Origin of the sequence: Gracilimonas tropica DSM 19535, assembly GCF_000375425.1 — a bacterium.
Classification (GTDB): Bacteria; Bacteroidota; Rhodothermia; order Balneolales; family Balneolaceae; genus Gracilimonas; species Gracilimonas tropica.
The window spans coordinates 1-20,440 of the sequence record NZ_AQXG01000006.1; the positions used below are offsets into that span (position 1 = coordinate 1).

16 protein-coding genes and 1 tRNA gene are annotated in these 20,440 nt (G+C 43.0%); 10 read left to right on the forward strand and 7 right to left on the reverse strand.

Translation table 11 applies throughout. The features are described 5' to 3' along the window. Positions 1 to 156: 156 nt before the first annotated feature. The 4 genes from B151_RS0110635 to tilS all read right to left on the reverse strand — a co-directional run bounded on the left by B151_RS0110635 (position 157) and on the right by tilS (position 5,588). Positions 157 to 245 (reverse strand) — tRNA-Ser (locus B151_RS0110635). 58 nt (positions 246 to 303) lie between these two features. Continuing rightward, positions 304 to 3,612: a ligand-binding sensor domain-containing protein gene (locus tag B151_RS0110640; protein WP_020403613.1), complete on the reverse strand. Its 3,309-nt coding sequence runs from the start codon at positions 3,610 to 3,612 to the stop codon at positions 304 to 306. Positions 3,613 to 3,682: 70 nt separating this feature from the next. Then, complete coding sequence (hpt, locus tag B151_RS0110645; protein WP_020403614.1) at positions 3,683 to 4,246, reverse strand: hypoxanthine phosphoribosyltransferase; 564 nt, start codon at positions 4,244 to 4,246, stop codon at positions 3,683 to 3,685. Between the two features lies 1 nt (position 4,247). After that, the gene (tilS, locus tag B151_RS0110650) at positions 4,248 to 5,588 is read right to left on the reverse strand and encodes a tRNA lysidine(34) synthetase TilS (RefSeq protein ID WP_020403615.1); all 1,341 of its coding nucleotides are present in this window, start codon (positions 5,586 to 5,588) and stop codon (positions 4,248 to 4,250) included. Between the two features lie 372 nt (positions 5,589 to 5,960). On the opposite strand from tilS, the gene B151_RS0110655 reads away from it, so the two are divergent. Both B151_RS0110655 and B151_RS0110660 read left to right on the forward strand, forming a co-directional pair. After that, positions 5,961 to 6,485 carry a DUF1643 domain-containing protein gene (locus B151_RS0110655; protein WP_020403616.1) on the forward strand — a complete coding sequence of 175 codons (525 nt, stop codon included), beginning with the start codon at positions 5,961 to 5,963 and terminating at the stop codon, positions 6,483 to 6,485. A gap of 399 nt (positions 6,486 to 6,884) precedes the next feature. After that, positions 6,885 to 8,342, forward strand: coding sequence for a glycine--tRNA ligase (locus B151_RS0110660; RefSeq protein ID WP_020403618.1), 1,458 nt, complete (start codon positions 6,885 to 6,887; stop codon positions 8,340 to 8,342). 48 nt (positions 8,343 to 8,390) lie between these two features. Here B151_RS0110660 and B151_RS0110665 read toward each other — a convergent pair whose 3' ends face one another. Further along, the gene (locus tag B151_RS0110665; RefSeq protein WP_020403619.1) at positions 8,391 to 9,179 is read right to left on the reverse strand and encodes a tetratricopeptide repeat protein; all 789 of its coding nucleotides are present in this window, start codon (positions 9,177 to 9,179) and stop codon (positions 8,391 to 8,393) included. A gap of 195 nt (positions 9,180 to 9,374) precedes the next feature. Here B151_RS0110665 and rpmH point away from each other — a divergent pair, with 195 nt between their 5' ends. The 5 genes from rpmH (at position 9,375) to B151_RS0110685 (ending at position 14,153) form a co-directional block, all read left to right on the forward strand. After that, complete coding sequence (gene rpmH / locus B151_RS19915) at positions 9,375 to 9,533, forward strand: 50S ribosomal protein L34 (RefSeq protein ID WP_071594700.1); 159 nt, start codon at positions 9,375 to 9,377, stop codon at positions 9,531 to 9,533. Then, complete coding sequence (gene rnpA, locus B151_RS19585; RefSeq protein WP_020403620.1) at positions 9,511 to 9,942, forward strand: ribonuclease P protein component; 432 nt, start codon at positions 9,511 to 9,513, stop codon at positions 9,940 to 9,942. Before rpmH ends, rnpA begins: the two co-directional genes overlap by 23 nt. Positions 9,943 to 9,953: 11 nt before the next feature. Beyond that, positions 9,954 to 11,762, forward strand: a complete 1,809-nt coding sequence (gene yidC, locus B151_RS0110675; protein WP_020403621.1) for a membrane protein insertase YidC — start codon at positions 9,954 to 9,956, stop codon at positions 11,760 to 11,762. 57 nt (positions 11,763 to 11,819) lie between these two features. Then, on the forward strand, positions 11,820 to 12,734 hold the full coding sequence (locus tag B151_RS0110680; RefSeq protein WP_020403622.1) for a type I restriction enzyme HsdR N-terminal domain-containing protein: 915 nt from the start codon (positions 11,820 to 11,822) through the stop codon (positions 12,732 to 12,734). Between the two features lie 81 nt (positions 12,735 to 12,815). Next, positions 12,816 to 14,153: an aminopeptidase P family protein gene (locus B151_RS0110685; RefSeq protein ID WP_020403623.1), complete on the forward strand. Its 1,338-nt coding sequence runs from the start codon at positions 12,816 to 12,818 to the stop codon at positions 14,151 to 14,153. Between the two features lie 51 nt (positions 14,154 to 14,204). Here B151_RS0110685 and ptsP read toward each other — a convergent pair whose 3' ends face one another. Next, a complete protein-coding gene (gene ptsP / locus B151_RS0110690) occupies positions 14,205 to 15,920 on the reverse strand; it encodes a phosphoenolpyruvate--protein phosphotransferase (protein WP_020403624.1) in 1,716 nt (571 codons plus the stop codon). A gap of 9 nt (positions 15,921 to 15,929) precedes the next feature. Then, on the reverse strand, positions 15,930 to 16,202 hold the full coding sequence (locus B151_RS0110695) for an HPr family phosphocarrier protein (protein ID WP_020403625.1): 273 nt from the start codon (positions 16,200 to 16,202) through the stop codon (positions 15,930 to 15,932). Between the two features lie 171 nt (positions 16,203 to 16,373). Here B151_RS0110695 and gatC point away from each other — a divergent pair, with 171 nt between their 5' ends. Genes gatC through B151_RS0110710 form a run of 3 tightly spaced genes read left to right on the forward strand, consistent with a single transcriptional unit; the run spans position 16,374 to position 20,437 of the window. Next, a complete protein-coding gene (gene gatC, locus B151_RS0110700; protein WP_020403626.1) occupies positions 16,374 to 16,661 on the forward strand; it encodes an Asp-tRNA(Asn)/Glu-tRNA(Gln) amidotransferase subunit GatC in 288 nt (95 codons plus the stop codon). 10 nt (positions 16,662 to 16,671) lie between these two features. Then, entirely contained in the window at positions 16,672 to 19,143 is a 2,472-nt protein-coding gene (locus B151_RS0110705) for a YfhO family protein (RefSeq protein WP_020403627.1), read from the forward strand. Beyond that, positions 19,133 to 20,437, forward strand: a complete 1,305-nt coding sequence (locus B151_RS0110710) for a glycosyltransferase family protein (RefSeq protein ID WP_020403628.1) — start codon at positions 19,133 to 19,135, stop codon at positions 20,435 to 20,437. The genes B151_RS0110705 and B151_RS0110710 overlap by 11 nt, the downstream gene beginning before the upstream one ends. The last annotated feature ends 3 nt before the right edge of the window (positions 20,438 to 20,440 follow it).

Below are 20,440 nucleotides of genomic sequence, written 5' to 3' on the forward strand. Positions count from 1 at the left end.
GATGGTTTAGGTAGTTAATGCGGAGAGGGAGGGATTCCCCGCAAAATAGCCTCCGTTTCTTCCATCCCGAGTGAAAGCGGGACAGGCTTCTCATCCCTCCTTTCTTTATCAAAAAAAACCATCAATCGGAATGAATGATGGTTTAGGTAGTTAATGCGGAGAGGGAGGGATTCGAACCCTCGATATCTCTTTCGAGATATACTCCCTTAGCAGGGGAGCGCTTTCAGCCACTCAGCCACCTCTCCGTTTTAAGGACGTCAAATATAGCGAGCTTTCGAGGGTAATAGCAACCTTTTTCCTGCATTAATCTGCAGCATATTTTTGGGTTCTCTTTTTCGGAATTTTCAATCCTTTTACGGGCAAATAAATAGTAAAGCTTGTACCAACTCTTTCTTCAGAATCGATCTTCAGACGTCCGTGATGAAGTTCGATCATTTCCTTACAGATCAATAGCCCAAACCCGGTCCCCTTTTCATTATTCGTGCCTGAGCGTGAGGTGTTGGAATCTAAGCGAAGTAACTTGTTCACCAATTCTTCCGACATCCCGATTCCATTGTCTTCGATCTTGATCACATAATTTTTGTCTTCCCTGGACAAGCCGATTCGTACCTCCCCACTATTCGGTGTGAACTTGATAGCATTAGAAACCAGATTTCGAACTATCGTTTGCAACATATTCAAATCAGCGTGAATATAACCTTCATCTTCAATCTCATAGGTCAAGTGAATTTTCTTTTGCCTGGCCACATGCTCGAACAACTGATGACTTCGCTCGATCAACTCTCTGAGATCAACCTCTTCCGGATTTGGCCTGATCTTTCCGGTATTCAATGAGGCCCAGTCTAACAGATGCTCAACCAACGTAAGTAATGATTTTGAAGAACTGTGGATATGTTGCAAACCGGCCTCAATCTCCTTTTTATCCACTTCATTGATGGTCTGTAGTAAAAACTCACTGTATCCCATGATGGCTTGAAATGGGTTCCGAAGGTCATGAGCGATCAATGAGAAAAACCGGTCTTTCGTACGATTGCTTTCTTCAAGAGCACCTGCTTGCTTTTTTATGATCCGGCTTTGCTCTTCGATCTCATTCTTCTCATTCCGAAGTTGTGCCGTCTGCTCTTCAATGATATTCTTCAGCTTTTCCTGTTGTCGCATCAGGTAGTTATATCTAAGCTGCGTTGCACCATAATAGCCCAGAAAAAGTAAACCTGCGACAAGCAGATAAAACCAAACTTGCTCGTAAAATACCGGAGAAATAGTAAAAGAAACCGATGTGCCTTTCTGACTCCAAACCCCATCGCTGTTGGCTGCTAAAACTTTAAAAGTATAATCTCCGGCCGGAACATCCGCATACAAAACTGATCGTTCATTTTTTACTTCATGCCAATCCTCATCATAACCTTCCAGCAGGTAACGGTAACGGGTTTTTTCAGGCGAAACAAAGGTCAGTGCCTTGAAATCAATTCGAAAAGCCTCTGTTCCGGAACGAAATGAAATACTATCCGGGCTAAAAACATCACCGGTACTGCTTACCAACCTTTCTATTATCACGGTTGGAGGTATTTCATTAGTTCCTTGCGGTTCAGTTTGAAAAATCGCTACTCCCTCTTGCGTCGAAAACCAGAAGGTATTGTTACTGGTTAATAACCCGCCTTGCTGAAAAGCGCCATTAGCTTCAGGATTACGCATGCCCTCTGTCTGGCCAAAATGCACCAAATTGAAAAAATCTCTTTCCCCGTCTAAAAACCTATTAAGTTGTTCTTTATCTACTTTGAAAATGCCATTATTGGAAGACATCCATAGCCATCCGCGATCATCTTCTTTAATGTAGTGAATCACATGATTGGGCAATCCCTCATCGGTTCCGACCGAAGTTATCTTTCCATTTTTGATTCGGCTCAATCCATTGTTTTCCGTACCCACCCAAATGGTTTCAGGTTCGCGCTCATCAACATAAACGGAGCGAATGTTATCTGAAGCAAGGCCATCTTTTTTTGTGAAATGCGTGAAGTTTCCATCTTTGAAATAATTCACTCCGCCCGACATTGTGGCAATCCACAAACCGCCCTCCGAGTCTTCATCAATGTAGCGGATAAGATTGCTCGAGAGTCCATCTTCTTTCTTATAAACAATATGATTTTCATCCACAGGATCAAATTTCACCAAACCGCCATGCGTTCCAAGCCAGATGGCAGAATCCCGGCTTACATAAATGGCCCGAACATCATTCAAGCCGGCACCAAAACCAATATCGTATGGTTTGATGCCGGCTTCATTAAACCGATCTACCCCACCCTGATAATATCCTACCCAAATATTTCCCTTTTTATCTTCATGGATGGCATGAACAATGTCCCGGTTCAAAATTTCAGCCTCCCGGTATTGGGTGATTTTATTCCCATCAATCACATTTAAACCGTCATCGCGGGTTCCAACCCAAAAACGGCCCCTGCTGTCTTCATACAAGCCCAAAATGTTATTACTGGAAAGGCCTTCCGGCTTGCCTATCGTTCGTACCCGAGATGCTTTGTAGCGCAGAATTCCACTTCTGGCGGTTGCTATCCAGATATTGGATTCGCGATCCTCGAAATAGTTGTTTACATAATAATCTCCAATCTGGCCGGCATCTTCCATGTTGATAAGATTTCCGTCACGATATTGAAAAATATCTCCCCTTGTATTTATAAGCCAGATTACGCCATTGGAATCCTTCACCATTTTCCAAAAGAATTGAATGTCCGTAATCTTGTTCCTGAACATCAATTTTCGTTTCTCATTTCGATACTCATAAAGCCCGGAACTGCTACTTACCAAGGTTACGTTTTGGTCATTGTAAAAATAAAAAACAGGAACCCCCTCAAGTCTTTCAAACTGCCTGGATATCTGCATTTTCCCATCCCTTACGGTATATACTCCGTTAAACGTACCCACTAAAAGCTCTCCCGAGGTAAGCCTTATAATCCTGAATATCTCGTTCTGAGGTGTTCCTGCTTCAATATTATACGTCTCCACGTTTTTGCCATTCAGATGCAGCAAGCCATCGTGCGTAGCTACCCAAAAGGTTCCGTCGGTGTCCTCATAAGTAAACGAGATTCTATTTTGTTCGGGAGTAGTTCGGGTTATCATTCGGGTAAATTCAGTACCGTTGTATTTGTATAAGCCCTCGAACGTACTAAACCACATACAACCATGACTGTCTTCCATCATCTGAGTGGTGTTACTGCTCGTAAATCCGTCCTTTTCGTTAAAGTGGGTGAATTGATGATTTTCGTCTATCAATATAGCGCCACCGTTTTCAAGTGTAACCCAAATTCCTACCCCCTCCTGCACATGCATGAACACCGCCCGGTTTTGCGGCATCTCTTGTGTATTGGAATGATTGTACACCTTGAACTCGAGCCCATCAAACCGAACAATTCCATCATAGGTAGTAAACCAAATATACCCCAGATGATCTTGTACAATGCTGTTTACCGTGTTTACCGGCAAACCATCATCCATCGTCCAGTTTTGAGAGATAAGCGTGTCGGCACTCTGCTTGAGCGTTGTCTGCTCCACAAAACGAGGCTGGATAACCTGAAATAAAATGAAAAGTAAAGTGACGAACATCGGCTGATTACTATTATATGAAACCTAATATTGCTTAAAATAGAAATTCAGCACTAAAAGGCTACAAAAATCAGGCCTTATCCAATACATAAATTTGGGAAAGATTACGACCCTCCTGAGCATAATCTAACCCATAGCCCAAAACAAAAGCATCGGGGATTTCGAAACCTACATAATCGAGCTGCACTTCATATTTGGTTGCCACTTTTTTATGAAGCAAAGTACATACAGAAACCGAAGCGGGATTATTCTCGTGCATCCGTTTTACCATATAATTCATGGAAAGACCGGTATCCACGATATCTTCCACCAAAATAACATGACGGTCTTCAATCTTTGCATCTATATGCTTGAGTTCGGTAACCTGCCCGGAAGACACTTTCTCATCTCCATAGCTGCTCAGTTTCATGAAATCTACCTCGCAAGGAATCGTTACATGACGCATGATATCAGCCAGAAAAATAAATGCCCCATTCAGAATGCCAATGAAAATGGGTTTTTTGCCTTCAAAATCACGGTTTAGTTGTACCCCAAGCTGCTTCATCCGCTCGTCGATCTGCTCTTTGGTTATAAAGAGCTTAAACTTTTCTCCATTGCAGGTTACGGTTTCAGGCTGGTAGAAATGAGAACTCATGCTAATTTATATTTATCGATAAAATGGTTTTTGTTGATGCTGTTATTTTCGCGTGCTCAGCGATTGCACCTTTCGCCCCGGCAGCTGTTTCAGCCGGATAAATAATGGCATAAATAGTACCATCTGATCCGCACAATACCAAGGCTTTTTCGCGGGAAATTGCAGGAAGTTTTCTGTTCGTAAGATGATCGGATACGTTCTGATGTCCTGTCATTCCCAAGGGTTGAAAGGCATCACCGGCCGCCCAGGTTCGTAGCGTGAGAGGGAATTTCAACTGTTGAAGATCAATCTTCAGATCCGCTTTTGCCTCCGGGTTTTCTTTTGCTTTGAGCCGAACTCCCTGCCCACCCCAGCTTTTCAGAATCTCAGCTTTCTCAATGTGCTCATTTACTGTTGCAGGTGTTGTTTTGGGTTGAATATGGATCTTATCCCGGTCTCGCATAAACACAACCGAACCTACCCTTCGACTTTTCCCGGTTTGTAGGCTTTCAATTTCAGCCAATTCTTCCAACTCGCCCCGGGAATATTCCCGCTGCAATCCCATCTCATCCAAAATAAACTTCAGCACCGCAGGTTTAAGCACATCCTGAAGATCTGAAAACCGCTCAATATCCAATGCATTTTTCTTTATGACCTTGTCTGCAACCATCCTAATACTTTCTTCATATGCTTTGGCATGGGCTTCCAGTGCAAGCAAATTTTGTTGCCATCCCGGGAAAAATGCATCCATTTTTTCTGCCAACTCATTCCGAATGAAATTACGTGCAAAACCGGATTCCTCATTACTCTCGTCAATGCGATAAGGAATCGCTTCGGCTTCACAAAACTCAAGGATCTCCTCTTTATTGAAAGTTAGCAGCGGACGAAATAACTTCCCATCCCAAATCACCATACCTTTCCACGCCGAGGGTGCACTGCCCCGTAGAATCTTCTGGAGGATCGTCTCCACCTGGTCATCCTGATGATGGGCGGTAACTATCGCATCTGCTTTGAAATCTACTTTAAGATCCTGAAAAATTTGATAACGTTGCTTTCTTGCCCAATTCTGGAAGTTTTCATTTCCCGCTTCTTTTGGACTGAGTCGAACTGAACAACACTCAAATCCCCACGCAAAAGCCATCTGCTCCACCAACTCCTGATCTTTGTCCGACTGCTTCCCCCGCTTGCCATAATTGATGTGCACGATAAGCGCATCCTGCTTCAGCAAATAGAACAAATACATCAGCGCCATGGAATCCGGCCCGCCACTCACCCCAAGAATAAAAAAAGCATCCTCCTCAAAATGATCGGAAAGCTGAGCCGAGAGATGCGATTGAAGCCGTTTTGATAATGATTTTGCCATGCGAGAAAGTAGGGGGAAATTGAGTGAATATCGAATATTCAATATCGAACAAAGAATATTGAAGTGTTCTCTTTGGAATTAGATTCTTTTCGCTTTTGTAAGATAATCTTCCCCTGAGGCTCCGAAAATTCGGAGGGCTTTAGCCGGGTGGGTGTCTGCTACCAAGGTATCGAGATCATGGCAACAGACACCCTCCGTGTATTTTAGCGAACTAAAATTCTGCACATCCTTAAGGGAGGACTTTCTCTGTCTCTCTTTTCCTTCAGCTTTGCTGCGGAATACTCAACGTTAATGTTGTCTGACAGTACTAAATCCTGCCAATTTCTTTTATCTTCAGGCGCGCAAATTTTTAACTGAAAACATACTCACTGAATGTTTCCTGACAGAGATTGGATCTATGACCATGATGAACCACTCACCCGTTATTCTCTTGGACAAGAAGGCAAAAAACCGTTGGTTTGTTTTGGGGTGAATCCATCCACCGCCAAGCCCAATGATCTCGATCCAACCGTTGCTTCTGTTGCTCGATTTGCCCTGGATCACGGTTACGATGGTTGGCTGATGTTCAATCTCTACCCGCAGCGCGCCACCAATCCCGATAAAATGCACAAGCACTTTCAAAAGAAGATCCATGATAAAAATGTTGAGGCGATTGCGTCTTTAATGGATGGTATTTCCGCGGATATCTGGTGTGCTTGGGGAACACTGATCGAAAAGCGGGATTATCTCTCTCGCTGTTTGCGGGATATTTATGAAGTGATGGAGGGGCAAGATCACACTTTTTTCAAAAGAGGCCGAATCTCCAAAGCCGGTCACCCGCACCACCCATTGTATTTAAAGAAAACAGCCCCGCCTGAGCCTTTTGATATGGAAAGTTACATTGAGCTTATTTCTTAGTTTACTACAAAGCTACTTCCTACATTTTCCTCTCTCTCCCGAATGCTCGGGACAGCAGAGCTGAAATCGGCCTCTCTCCTAAGAGAGATAAGTTCTTAATGAAGTGATTTTTGTCTTGAGTAGAAATTGTAGTTAATGGATAGTACCTATGTCCCGCTGGAGAGACTGGAAGAACAGCTTGCTGTTGCTTCCGGGGAGGAGAGTAAGAAATCTAATCTGAATACTGCATTTAGATTCCCGCTTTCGCAGGAATGACTTTCAAACGGTATTCAAAATAGGACTCATTTACTACCCTTGTCCCCATCCTTCTAAATTTCCTTGTTGGATGTTCCATATTCGATGTTCTATTCCGTATCTTTGGCGTTCAACGAATTTTTGAATTGCAAACATCACACTCACATGTCGAATTTGGACAATCTGGATAAAATTGTATCGCTGGCGAAAGCGCGGGGCTTCATCTTTCAATCCTCAGAAATTTATGGCGGACTTAGTGCCGTCTATGATTACGGACCCCTCGGTGTAGAACTCAAACGAAATATCCGTGATGCCTGGTGGAAGGAGATGACCCGCCGCCACGATAACATTGTGGGTGTGGATGCAGCCATTTTCATGCACCCCAAAGTGTGGGAAGCTAGTGGTCACGTAGGTGGCTTCAACGATCCCATGATCGACGATAAGCAATCCAAAAAACGCTACCGCGCGGATATGATCATTGAGCAACATATCGAAAAGCTGCGAAATGACGACAAGCACGAAGAAGCGAATGCCATCCAGGAAAAACTGGATACCTGTGGTTCGCGAAAAAGCCTGACGGAAGACCTATACGAGATCATCATGGAGAATGAAATTCGCGCGCCGGAATCCGGAGCTTTTGACTGGACCGAAGTGCGACAATTCAACCTGATGTTTAAAACCCAATTTGGAGCAACTTCTTCCGAGGAAGATGGCGTGTATCTTCGTCCAGAGACCGCACAAGGGATTTTTGTGAACTATAAAAATGTGCTTGACACTGCTCGGGTAACGATTCCGTTTGGAATTGCCCAAACCGGAAAAGCCTTCCGAAATGAGGTTGTGGCCCGACAGTTTGTATTCCGTATGCGTGAGTTTGAGCAGATGGAAATGCAATATTTCGTGAAGCCCGGTACCGATGAAGATGAGTATGAAAAATGGCTGGAAAAACGACTCGCGTGGCATAAATTCATGGGCATTCGTGAAGAGAATTTACGAACTGCTCCTCACCCGGAAGACAAGCTTGCCCACTATGCACGTGCCGCCGCTGATATTCAGTACAAATATCCCATCGGTTGGCAGGAAGTGGAAGGCATTCACAACCGAACCGATTTTGACTTGAGTCAGCACGCCGAATTTTCCGGCAAGAAATTGGACTACTACGATCAGAAAAACCAGGAGCGCTTTGTGCCTTACGTGATCGAAACGTCTGTGGGATTAGACCGACTGACTTTGATGGTTCTTTGTGATGCCTATCGCGAAGAGGAAGTAGATGGCGATACCCGCACGGTGCTGAAAATGAATCCGAAATTAGCTCCAACACAAGTTGGCATCTTCCCGCTCATCAAAAAAGATAAGCTGCAGGATCTGGCGCATAAGATTGAGGCTGACCTGCGCGAAGAATTTTCAGTACTGTATGATGAATCCGGTTCCATCGGAAAACGCTATCGACGCCAGGATGAAGCCGGAACGCCGTTCTGCGTAACTGTGGATTTTGATGGGGTTGAATCAGAGGGCGAAGATACCGTAACGATCCGATATCGCGATGACATGAGTCAGGATCGCGTGCCGGTCTCCCGATTGGCGGAAGTCATACGGAATGGAATGAAAGACTGGAAACCGGAATAACCAGGTAAACTTTTGCTGTAAGGCGGACATTTAGTCCGCCTTTTTTATTTAAGAAAGTTCTTCAAGCAGCTCCCGGGCGCGTTTCAGGTTCCAGCGGTCGATGCTGTTCTCGGCATTCATTTTTACAACCTCCTTAAGGAGATATCGTGCTTTTTGTTCTTCTCCGGCTCTTTGATAGTGGCGGGCTAAATCTAGCTTGAACCTCAGAGACTGGGAAGGATCAAGTTCAATAGCTTTTTGAATACAGGCCTCGGCTTTTTCATTGCTTGCTCCTTCCGGTAACCCTTCTGAAAACAATCCGGCAGTAAACTTCTCAACGGAACCTACATTTGCTACTTTGCTATGCCACAGCCCTAATAAATGCCAAGCCGGGGCGTAATCAGGTAACAGTTTAACTGCCTTTTCCGCATGTTCTTTCACAACATGCGATTTTTTTAAGCGCTCATTTGTTCCTGAAATATCCGAAAGCCGGCCATTGGCTACTGCGTACACAAAATGAGACCTCCCACTATCGGGATATAATTCCAGGGTTCTTTCTGCGTATTTTAGTGATTTTTTATAATGACCTGACATTTCTTTATCAGAACCCAAACGGTAACCTATTCTGGCATAAAGTAAGCTGACATGCCATAGTGCTTCAAAGTTATCTTTATCTGATCCAAGTACTTGCAAATATGCATCGAGGGCTTTTTGCTCTTGTGAAGATGCGAAATATTGGGATGCGTCAGCAAGCAATTCATCTCGAGATGAACTTGTTTGGGCCCCGGCCGTAAATATTCCGGCGAAAAACTGAATAGCCACTACCAATAAAATCTTTTGTTCTCTCGGGATGATCATTTCAGGCTCTCATAATAAAATTGAACTCTCAAAAAACTTATTCTACATACATTAACGCACTTTTTTGACTTAAAGTAAATCACAAATGAAACAAGAGTTATTATCTGTAAATAATAGTTCTGTTTTTTCTGAGATTCTCTTTATATTTAAAGCCTTTTTCGGATAAGAAATTGAACGTATAAAATATCCTGATTCATGAAACGCACGTATCAACCAAGTAACAAAAAGCGCAAGAATAAGCACGGCTTTCGCGAGCGCATGTCTTCCAAGAATGGACGTAAAGCTTTGGCTCGCCGACGCAAGAAAGGCCGTCATAAGTTAACCGTTAGTGATGAGAGAAAAGGAGCTAAGTAATCTGACTGGCTCAGGTTCACATAGGTTTACCTTACCAAAATCTCACATTTTACGTGGCCGGCGAAATTTTGAGGAACTGTTTTCAAGTTCCTCTCTTATTTCAAATAAAGATGTAAATCTTCGCTTTGCCACCTATCCGCAAGCCAGCCGAAAACATCTTGTTGGCTTCATAGCTCCCAAAAAGACCGGAACCGCAGTTCAACGTAATCGCACCAAACGACTTTTGCGTGAGGCATACCGGCTCAATCAACACATCATCACTGAATTGCCTGAAATTGCTGACATAGGATTACACTATGCTTTTTTGGCAAAGCGCGCTAACCTTTCTTTTGACTCTATTCAACCTCAGGTTATTGAATTACTGACGGAATTACGTCAGCGCATTACTGCTAATCAATCACCCTCTTAAATCGCATACTTTTGGATAAGAATACCGCAACCGGATTTGTTTTAATCTTTTTATTGATGCTAGGATGGTTCTACTTCACCATGCCGAGCGAAGAAGAACTCGCACAACAACGCCGAGACCAAGCCATTCAGGATAGCCTCGAGCAAGTGGCCCAAAGTCAGCAGGATACCCTTCTAAATGAGCAACCCGAACAAGAACCTTCTTCTGATTCTCAGGTTCGAGAACAAACGATTCGCGAACAACGAGAGAATATCACTGAAGTACAGGGATTATTCAGTACAGGTACTGTTACGGAAGAGAAGCGTATAGAAGTAACTACTCCACTCTACACGGCTACATTTACCAATCGCGGAGCCGGCCCTGCTTCTTTTCTGCTGAATGAATACGACAAATGGGATGGAAGTCCTGTTCAGCTGATCGGTGATACAACCCGTTCCGCCTATAACATCGGGTTTTTATCGGTGGAGAACTACAATGTAGAGACGCAGAATATTCTGTTTGAGCAAATTACAAGTGGCTCATCTTTGAATCTTGCAGAAGGTGAGCAGCGTGAAATTCGATATGAATTAAGCCTGGAAGATGGTCGCCGGGTTGCCATAACGTATCTTCTGAGCGGAAGTAACTATGAGATTGATGTAGATATTCAATTCATAGGCCTTCAGGATTATATAGTTGGAGGAAATATTGACTTCGGCTGGACCTCCCCACTTCGATTTACAGAAAAGGATCATACGCAGGATGCATTGGCTACTGCAGCCTATGTGTATGCAGGCGGAGAACTTGAGCAGTTCAAGCTTGATGAAGCCGGACGGGATGAAATGACCATTAATGGCAGCATTGACTGGGCAGCTACCAAAACCAAGTTCTTTACTCAGCTCATTAAACCAACTACCGAGACCGATGCCGCCATTTTAACGGGTGAGGTAACCGGGTCCATCGACAATCAGAATACGGAACACCGTTACACTTCTTCATTGAGAACAAACCTGGATGACCAGGGAGCTTCTTCTTTCCGACTTTATGTGGGACCGATGAAATACCGCGAGATCGTTAAAGTTGATGAGCGCGCTTACGATATGGTAGATATTGGCTGGAGCTGGCTGAGATGGTTTTCCGAACCTTTTGTGCGGTGGCTGGTAATTCCATTTTTTGAATTTATGTCAGGATTTGCGGGCAACTTCGGAGTTATAATTATTGTATTTGCTTCGTTAGTGAAGCTGGTGCTGTCGCCGCTTACCTATAAAAGTTATAAAAGCATGGCTGCCATGGGTGAACTTCAGCCACAGATGAAAGAGATTCAGGAAAAGTATAAAGATGACCCCCAGAAGCAGCAAAAAGCAACCATGGACCTTTACCGAAAAAATAAGGTGAATCCATTAGGAGGTTGTTTGCCAAACTTACTGCAATTCCCAATATTGATCACACTTTGGCGCTATTTCCAGAATTCGATCCTGATCAGACAGGAAGAATTCCTTTGGGCAAATGATCTTTCCGCTCCGGACTACATCATCAATTTGCCTTTTGAGATCCCATTTTTAGGAGATCAGATAGCCGGTTTTGTATTATTGATGACTGCAGCCATGATCGTTCAAAGCCGACTTACCGGCGGAATGAGCGGAGGTGGGGGAACCAGTCCTATGGCCGGACAAATGAAGGTATTGCAGTATATTTTCCCGTTTATGCTGCTTTTTATCTTTAATAATTTTGCTGCAGGGCTAAGTTTGTATTACCTCGTCTTCAACGTACTTTCAATTATTCAGCAATTCTTTATCAAGCGTAGCATACACGGTGATAAAGAATCAAAACCTGCAAAAGCTTAAATTTCACGATTTGATGTTATGTGTTACATTTCCAAAAACACATAACATCAATTTATTTTGCTAAGTAAAGCTCTTGCACATTATCCGCAATTCAGGTACAGAGATGAAAAGAAGGTTCTATGGAACCCCATTCTTAAGAAAACCTTTGTCATTCGGCCTGAAGAAAGAGTAAGACTGGCTCTCGTTGATTACCTGATTCTCGAAGCAGGTGTTTCACGATCCCGGATTTCCTTCGAAAGCCCCGTAAAACTTGCAGGTGATAAATCCTCTTCCAGAACAGATATCATTTGCTATGATCAGGCATTCAAGCCTTTACTTTTAGTGGAATGCAAAGCTCCCGATATCCGCCTGGATGAGAAAACGGCCATACAAATAGCCCGCTACAATCAAAAAGTAGAAGCACCTTATCTGCTTATCAGCAATGGCATTTTAGATTTTTGGTATAGCCTCAAGAACGACAAAATTGAGGCGCTTTCAGAAATACCGGAACCTTTTTTCCCGGAAGAGAAAAGAAATTACCCGGCAGAATATTGGCAAGAGCGGATGTTTTTGGGATCAGCATTATCACCGGAGATCCGCCCATTTGTCATCGATCAGTGTAAGCTACTTTTTGGAAATCCTCATCAACCCACCAAGTTTTTGAACTTTGACGGATTTCACGAAGAATTCGCACTTAGCCATTACTACAGCATATTCGGGCAAAGTGATAACATCAAAATAGGTTTGAGCCTTTCTGCAAATCCTTTTGGAGGCACGAGATTAAACGGTGTCTTAAATGATAAAGGGGCAAATACAGCATTTTTCACATCCAGCCTGAACCTGATTGCCGAGAACCATCCGGCAAATACTGAAATTCATTCAGCAAAAGGTATACAGCAAGTAAATTTGCGCAATGAAGCCGGCCTTGATTTCTCGAATAATTTCAGCTCTGTTATTACTTCGTTAAAAGATCTGCTTTTACAATTTTCGTGATCTAAACAGGTCGATATTCGTTGGCTATTTTACTATTCTCTATGGCACCAAAAACATTCATTCCAATTGATCTTTAATCTCATGATGCATCATAACCACCGTAAAAAATTATTTTCACTTTTCGAAGAAAACCAAAGCGGAGCTGTATTTATCCAGGGTTCTGATATCCTTTATCGCAATGAGACAGACTATGAGTACCCCTTTCGGCAGGAATCGAATTTTTGGTATCTCACCGGTGTAAATGAACCGGATTGTGCACTGATCCTGGATTTGAAAACGGAGGAATATCACTTGTTCGTGCCCAAAAGAGATGCTCAGTATGCAGTATGGCATGGCTATGTGAAATCGCAGGAAGCCTGGCAACAGCAATACAAACCTGATCATTTGCACTACACCAACGAGATTTTAACGGTGATGAATGAGATCAAACCCGATAAAGTGTATTGTTTAAATGAGAAAGATGCAGAGCTTGTGGAAGATCTTGATCGTGGTTTTGAAGCAGATATTGAGACCCTTCAGGATGCGTTGACCTATTGCCGGGTCATCAAAACGGATGAAGAACTTGAGTACATGCGCAAAGCAGCAAGCATTAATAACCTTGCTCACACTGAGGTCATGAAGGCTATAAAACCCGGCATGTATGAATATGAGCTTAAAGCATTGTTTACCAAAATCCACTATGAAAACGGCCTTCAGCAGGATGCTTACAATGGTATTTTTGCCGGTGGTAAAAACAGCGCCATTCTTCATTATGTTGAAAATAACAGCAAGATAAAAGATGGAGAATTATTTCTTATTGATGCAGGACATGAATACCAGGGTTATGCCTCCGACATTACACGAACCTATCCCGCCAATGGTACATTTTCAGCCATTCAGGCTGGTGTTTATGACGCCGTACTTAATGCCCTGAATACCTCCATTGAACAAGTTCAGACCGGTGTTAAAATGGAAGATCTGCATATGAGTGCATCACGAACCATTATGGAAGGTTTAAAGGAGATTGGCCTGGTTAATGGCTCGGTTGACGACCTGATGGAAAACAACATCTTTGCCCTATTCTTTCCTCATGGATTGGGACATTTCCTCGGTCTTGACACCCACGATGTAGGCGGTTACCCCAAAGGGGTTGAGCGCATTGACAGACCCGGAATTAAATACCTTCGTGTTCGAAGAGATCTGCAGCCCGGTATGGTAATTACCATCGAGCCGGGGGTGTACTTTGTGCCCGCATTGCTGATTCCCGCATTAGAAGATGACACACAATCCAAGTTTTTAAATGCGGATAAGCTCACTCAGCTTTTTGAATTCGGAGGTGTGCGTATCGAGGATAATGTGATTGTAACGGAACAGGGATATGAAAACCTCACGGGTGTTCCCAAAGAGCGAGCTGATATCGAAAAAATCTTAGGACAGTAAATTTTGCTTTTCTGGTCAGCAGGTACTTATAGCCATATAAATTAAATATGGTTAGCTAAAATACTGCTCGAAAAGGTTTTTTACTTCATCTGCATTAGTGCTGTTCAGCGCTGCAGTAGAAAATTTCTCGAAATCACTTTTGCTATAAGATGTTAACAAATCACTGATCCCGGGAATTGAATGAGGCAACATACTTAGTTCATTGATACCCAAACCGATGAGAAAAGCAGCCCCCACAGGGTCACCGGCTAACTCGCCACATACGCTAAGCCCGACTTCCTCATGTTGGGCTCCATCATACACCATTTTGATCAGGTGAAGCACTGATGGATGATAATGCTGAAATAATTCGCAGATTCGTTCATTCCCCCGATCCACGGCTAATGTGTATTGTGTCAGATCGTTGGTTCCTACGCTCAGGAAGTCAACTTCTTTGGCAAAATTCCTGGTGGCTACAGCAACACTTGGCACTTCCACCATCAGTCCCAGTTTTATATCGTCATCAAAGGAACATCCTTCAGCAAGCATTTCTTTTTTAGCTTGATCAAGTTCCTTTTTGATAGACACCACTTCTCGCATTGTAGAAACCATAGGCACCAAAATTCTTACTCTTCCCGGGTATTTACCGGAAACCTTAAGAATAGCTTTCAGTTGATTATGCAGAAGTTGTTTTTCATCCAATAAAAGCCGGACTCCTCTCCATCCTAAAAAAGGGTTCGATTCTTTGTTCGCCCGAGTGACGCCTTTGTCCCCGCCAACATCAAATAGCCGAATGGTTACAATGCCTTCTGAGCCGGACAGGATATTTTCATAAAAAACTTCCTGCTCTTCCCGGCCTTTCCGAATACGGCTTCCGAAAAGAAGTCCTTCTGTCCTTAATAATCCGATACCCCGCGCAGAATACTCTTTTACTTTTGGAAGTTCTGCCTCAAACTCAATATTGGCCATTAACTGGAACGGGAAGCCATCTTTCGTCTCAAAAACATCTTTACAAATTTTGCTTAATCGTTTTTCCCGTTCTTTTTGCAACTTTTTATAGTGGGCTACAGTGCCGTCAACAGGATGAAGTGTAATGGCTCCGGCTGTGGAATCGATAATGAGTTTATCACCAGTCTTGATCTTTTTGGTTGCATGCTCTGCACTTACCACACTTGGTAAGCCCAAAGATTTTGCAATAATTGCTGCATGTGAAGTAGGACCGCCCCTTTCCATCACAAGGCCTGCAACGCCATGCTCGTGAAATGAAACCAGTTCTGTAGGACTCAGATCTTTAGCTACAACAACATCACCTTTTTTCACCGGGTGCTTATGGGTATGATTACATACGATTGCAACCAGACGATCCCGGATATCCTCCAGATCAACAATGCGCTGTTTGAATAGTTCTGAACCGCTTTCTTTAAGCCGCTCGATAAACTTGGAATAAGTTCTATAGATTGCATACTCAACACTTAGCAATTTCTCCTCAATGATCCCTGAAACATTTTTTTCGATCTCAGGATCCTTAATGATCTGTAGTTGAGCTTCGATAATTTCTTTTGAACCGGAATCATTCAGGTCCCCGGCCATGATCTCCAGCTCTCCAATTAAAGTTTTGTTCGCCTGTATAAATTTTTTCTTATGAACCTTAACTGCCTCTGTGGAGATCGAATTAGGCTCTACTTCGGCAGAGTGGGTATCTATCAATACCGCTGTACCCATACCAATGCCAGAACCTACACCTCGCCCGTGTATTTGCTCTTCGGTTATGTTGGCAGTTTTCATCATTTGGGATATTTATTCTTCTTCCATTCCAAATTTATTGTCAATAAGTTCAACAATTGCCTTCATTGCTTCCTCCTCATCGGGTCCATCTACTTCTAATTCCAATTCGGCTCCGTGTTCCGCCGCCAGCGTCATAACTCCTAAAATACTTTTACCGTTTACCCGATACCCGTAACTGTGAATGAAAAAATCTGACTTAAATTTNCCCGCCAGTTTTACGAGTTGTGCAGAAGGACGCGCGTGCAGTCCGGCTGAATTTTTTATGGTTACTTTCTTTTTTATCATATCTCTAAGTTAGTTTCCTAAAATGAACATAAAATCATCAATATGCCAAGTTTTGAACCTAATTTTTATGGATACCATTCTTGGCTCATTACCGGTTTCCCAAATAAAATGAGTTAAATCTTTCAACCAATCTTTCTTACATTTGGGCTCACCAAAATACGATTTCAAATTATGTCAGTAACTGAAAAAGACGTTAAATACATTGCAAATCTTGCCCGCCTTCAGCTTGATCAAGAGGAAGTAACTTCACTGGCCGGAGACATGAATAAAATTCTCGGGTATATGGAGCTTTTGGATGAACTTGATACCGACATTGTGGAACCTCTTGAGCACGTTATTGATCTGGAAAGCCGTCTCCGAAAGGATGAAGCAAAAGAACCGCTGTCTCACGAAGATGCGCTGAAAAATGCCCCGGATGCTGACAGCGATTATTTCCGTGTTCCAAAAGTGATCGAATAACCTCTCTCTCATGTCGAAACAACCTTCTACTGCCACCGGTGATTTTTTTACAAATATGCCCGATGCGCGTCAGCACCTTATTGCGCTCGCCATCTTATTTTTGATTCCTTTCTTTCTGTTTACCGCTACTACTATCGGAGGAAAGGAATTGCAACGGCACGATACCACCCAGTGGCGTGCAGCAGCGGAATCCGTTATTGAATACCGGGAAACCTACGACCGCGAACCGCTTTGGGTCACCAATATGTTTGGAGGAATGCCTGCTTTTGTGGTATCCGTGAAAACGGTAGTCCCACATATTGATCGAATTAAAGGAATATTTAGTAACATCTACCCTGCATTTCAATATTGGGTGCTCCTTTCCGGAGTTTACTTCTTGTTAGTGCTTATTGGCTTTCAATCACTTGTAAGTGTTTTCGGAAGTTTAATGTTTAGCCTTACCACCTACATTCCAATAATCATCATTGCGGGACATAACTCTAAGTTCGAATCGCTTGCCATAATACCCTGGCTGATTGCCGGATATTGGCTGATAAGCCATCACAAGAAAAAACTTTCCGGCTTTCTGTTATTCTCCGTTGCCCTAACCCTTGAACTTCGGGCCGGTCATCCCCAAATAACCTATTACTTTTATTACTTATTAGGCATACTTTGGGTTTTTGATGGATGGAAATCGTATCAGGAAAAGTCGATTAAAGATTGGGGAATTACTACCGCACTACTTATTTCCGGTACTATTTTGGGTGTTTTAGGATATGCCGAGAAACTTTTTGCAATGCAAGAGTATGCCTCCTACAGCCTGCGCGGAGGCTCTAATCTTAGTGGTACAACCGGACTAACTACCGACTATGCGTTTGCGTGGTCTCAGGGTATATGGGAAACCATCACATTAATCATACCCGGTTATTTCGGTGGCGCATCACCAGAATATTGGGGACCTAAATCATTTACATCCGGCCCGCATTACCTTGGGGCTTTAAGCCTGCCATTTATTTTGATAGCCTTACTTCGGGATCGACGGAGAATAGTTTATGCCTTTTTTACAGCCGGAACTCTGGGAATCTTTTTTGCTTGGGGAGAAAACTTCCGCCTTTTAAACGAGTTTGCATTCGATTATATCCCCTATTTCGACAAATTCAGAGCACCCGAGACCTGGTTAGTATTCACTGCCTTTTGCTATACCGTCGTTGCTGTTTTTGGGTTGAACTGGTTTGTGAATTTTATATCACAAAAGAACAAAGAGCTCAAGCAACTGTATTTGCCCATTGGGATCTCAGTAGGTGTGATTGTGCTGCTTTTCATTCAGGTCAATTCTGCTGATTTTACCCGTCCCGGTGAAGTTCAAAATATAGCCAATCAGATAGCACAGCAGAATCAGGTTCAGCCTACCAATCCCCAGGTTCAGCAACGTGCTCAAAGTTACGTAAACGCGCAATTGGTGCCGGCTCGGGAAGAGAAAGCCAAGTCAGATGTGTTACGTTTTGCCATTATTATCGTGATTGCTACGGGATTGATCTATCTAACCTTTACAGGAAAAATACCGGTGAGCGCCGGGTTATTCGGATTTATACTGATCGTAGCGGTGGACATGATCGCAGTTGATAAACGCTATATTCCTGAAGATTCCATCGTAAGCGGAAATGTCAATGCAGAAACGATCCTGGAATCTCAACGAAGAGATATCGACACCTGGATTCAGGAACATATTTCTGAAAACAGCACCTATCCGTACCGCGTTCTGCCTCTGTTACGAGATCCATACAGCAGCTCCACGCCTGCTTATTTTTATCCTGTTATTGGCGGATATTCGGCTTCCAAGCTGAGTGTGATCCAGGATGTAATGTATGGAAACGGACCTCTTAATATTCAAAGCCAGAATTTTAATCCTGAATTATTGAACCTGATGAATGTGAAGTATGTCACCTATTCTCAGCCGCTCCCACTTCCCGGATTTACACAGGTTTTCCGTGGTGAGCAAGGACTGGTATTTGAAAACCAAAATGTATTTCCAAAAGCCTTTTTTGTGGATTCTGTGATCACAACACAAGAACCTGCTCAGGCTTATAACTATTTAATGCCCGGGCAGCTTAATTTTGCAAACACAGCCGTTGTGGAAACTTCGGATCAGCTTGTAACTTCATCCGACACTACCTCAAATGTAGCGGTCACGGAGTATACCGGGCCGGAAATTACGCTTGAAGTCTCTCGCTCGGAACCGGGATTTTTAGTCCTCAGCGAAACTTACTACCCCGCCGGCTGGACGGCCACTTTAGACGGAGAAGAGATCCTGATCTATAAAACCAATTACTTCCAACGCGGGCTTCAAATTCCTGCTGGTGAGCATACCGTAAAACTTCATTTTATGCCTGAAACTTATAGAATTGGGGTAATATTAGCTTGGGGAGCGCTTATAGTTCAAGTACTTATATTTTTGTATTGGGGCTTTAGAAGATTCAGAAACAGAATGTCCGGTGACACATAAAAAAGTTCTTATCATCACTTATTACTGGCCACCCAGCGGTGGATCCGGGGTGCAACGCTGGGTTAAATTCGTAAAATACATGCGTTTATTTGGGTGGGAACCGATTATTTACACCCCATCTAATCCGGAACGGCCTGAGATTGATCACTCTTTAGAAAAAGATATTCCTAACGACATCCAAATTTTAAAACAGCCCATCTGGGAGCCATACAGCTTCTACAAAAAATTTGTTGGTCTAAAAAAGGATGAAAAACTCGGAGCCGGCTTAATGCAAACCGGGCAGGAATCTTCTTTTTTCAAGGAATTATCCGTTTGGATTCGAGGTAACTTTTTCATCCCGGACGCCCGTAAATTTTGGATACGTCCATCCATCAAATTCCTGAATCACTATTTGTCAGATCACAGCATTGATGCCATTGTTTCAACCGGGCCGCCACATTCTATGCACCTGATTGCAAAGAAAATAGCTGAAAGGTTTTCCATACCCTGGCTTGCTGATTTTCGTGATCCATGGACGAATATCGATTTTTTTGAAGATCTCAAACTAACTCCAATTGCCAGGCGAAAGCATCATCAATTAGAAAAATCGGTGTTAGATGCTTGTGATGAACTTGCGGTTGTAAGTCCTACTATGAAAGAAGAGTTTGAGGACATGACCGATACTCCCATTTGCATGATTCCAAATGGATATGACGCCGAGGATTTTGGTGATGAAAAATATACTCCCAATGAAAGGTTTATTCTTTCACATATTGGGATGATGTCCGCCTCCAGGAACCCAAAAGTACTTTGGGAAGCACTATCCGAGCTTTCCGATGAGTATTCTGAGTTTTCCAAAAAGTTCACCTTAAGGCTTATAGGAAAAGTGGACGGTGCCGTTCATAATGACATTCAAGCTTTTGGATTAGAACATTTGGTAGAAGTTGAAGATTATGTACCTCATGATGAAGTCGTAAACCTACAGCAACAATCAGAAGCTTTATTGCTGATTATAAATAACACCCCTAATGCCGCAATGATACTAACCGGCAAGTTATTTGAGTATATTGCAGCTAAACGCCCGATTATCTGCTTAAGTCCGGTTAAAGGAGATGTGAAATCGGTATTGGAGGAATCGCAGGCCGGTACTTTCATCTTATATTCCCAAAAAGACCGGCTTAAAGAAGAACTCTATTCACAGTTTAAAAATTGGCAAAATGGGGTTTCTTCATACCAAAGCACGGGCTCAAAAAAATACTCCCGTCAATATCTGACCGAACAAATTTGTACCGAATTAGATAAACTAACTTCCTGAGTT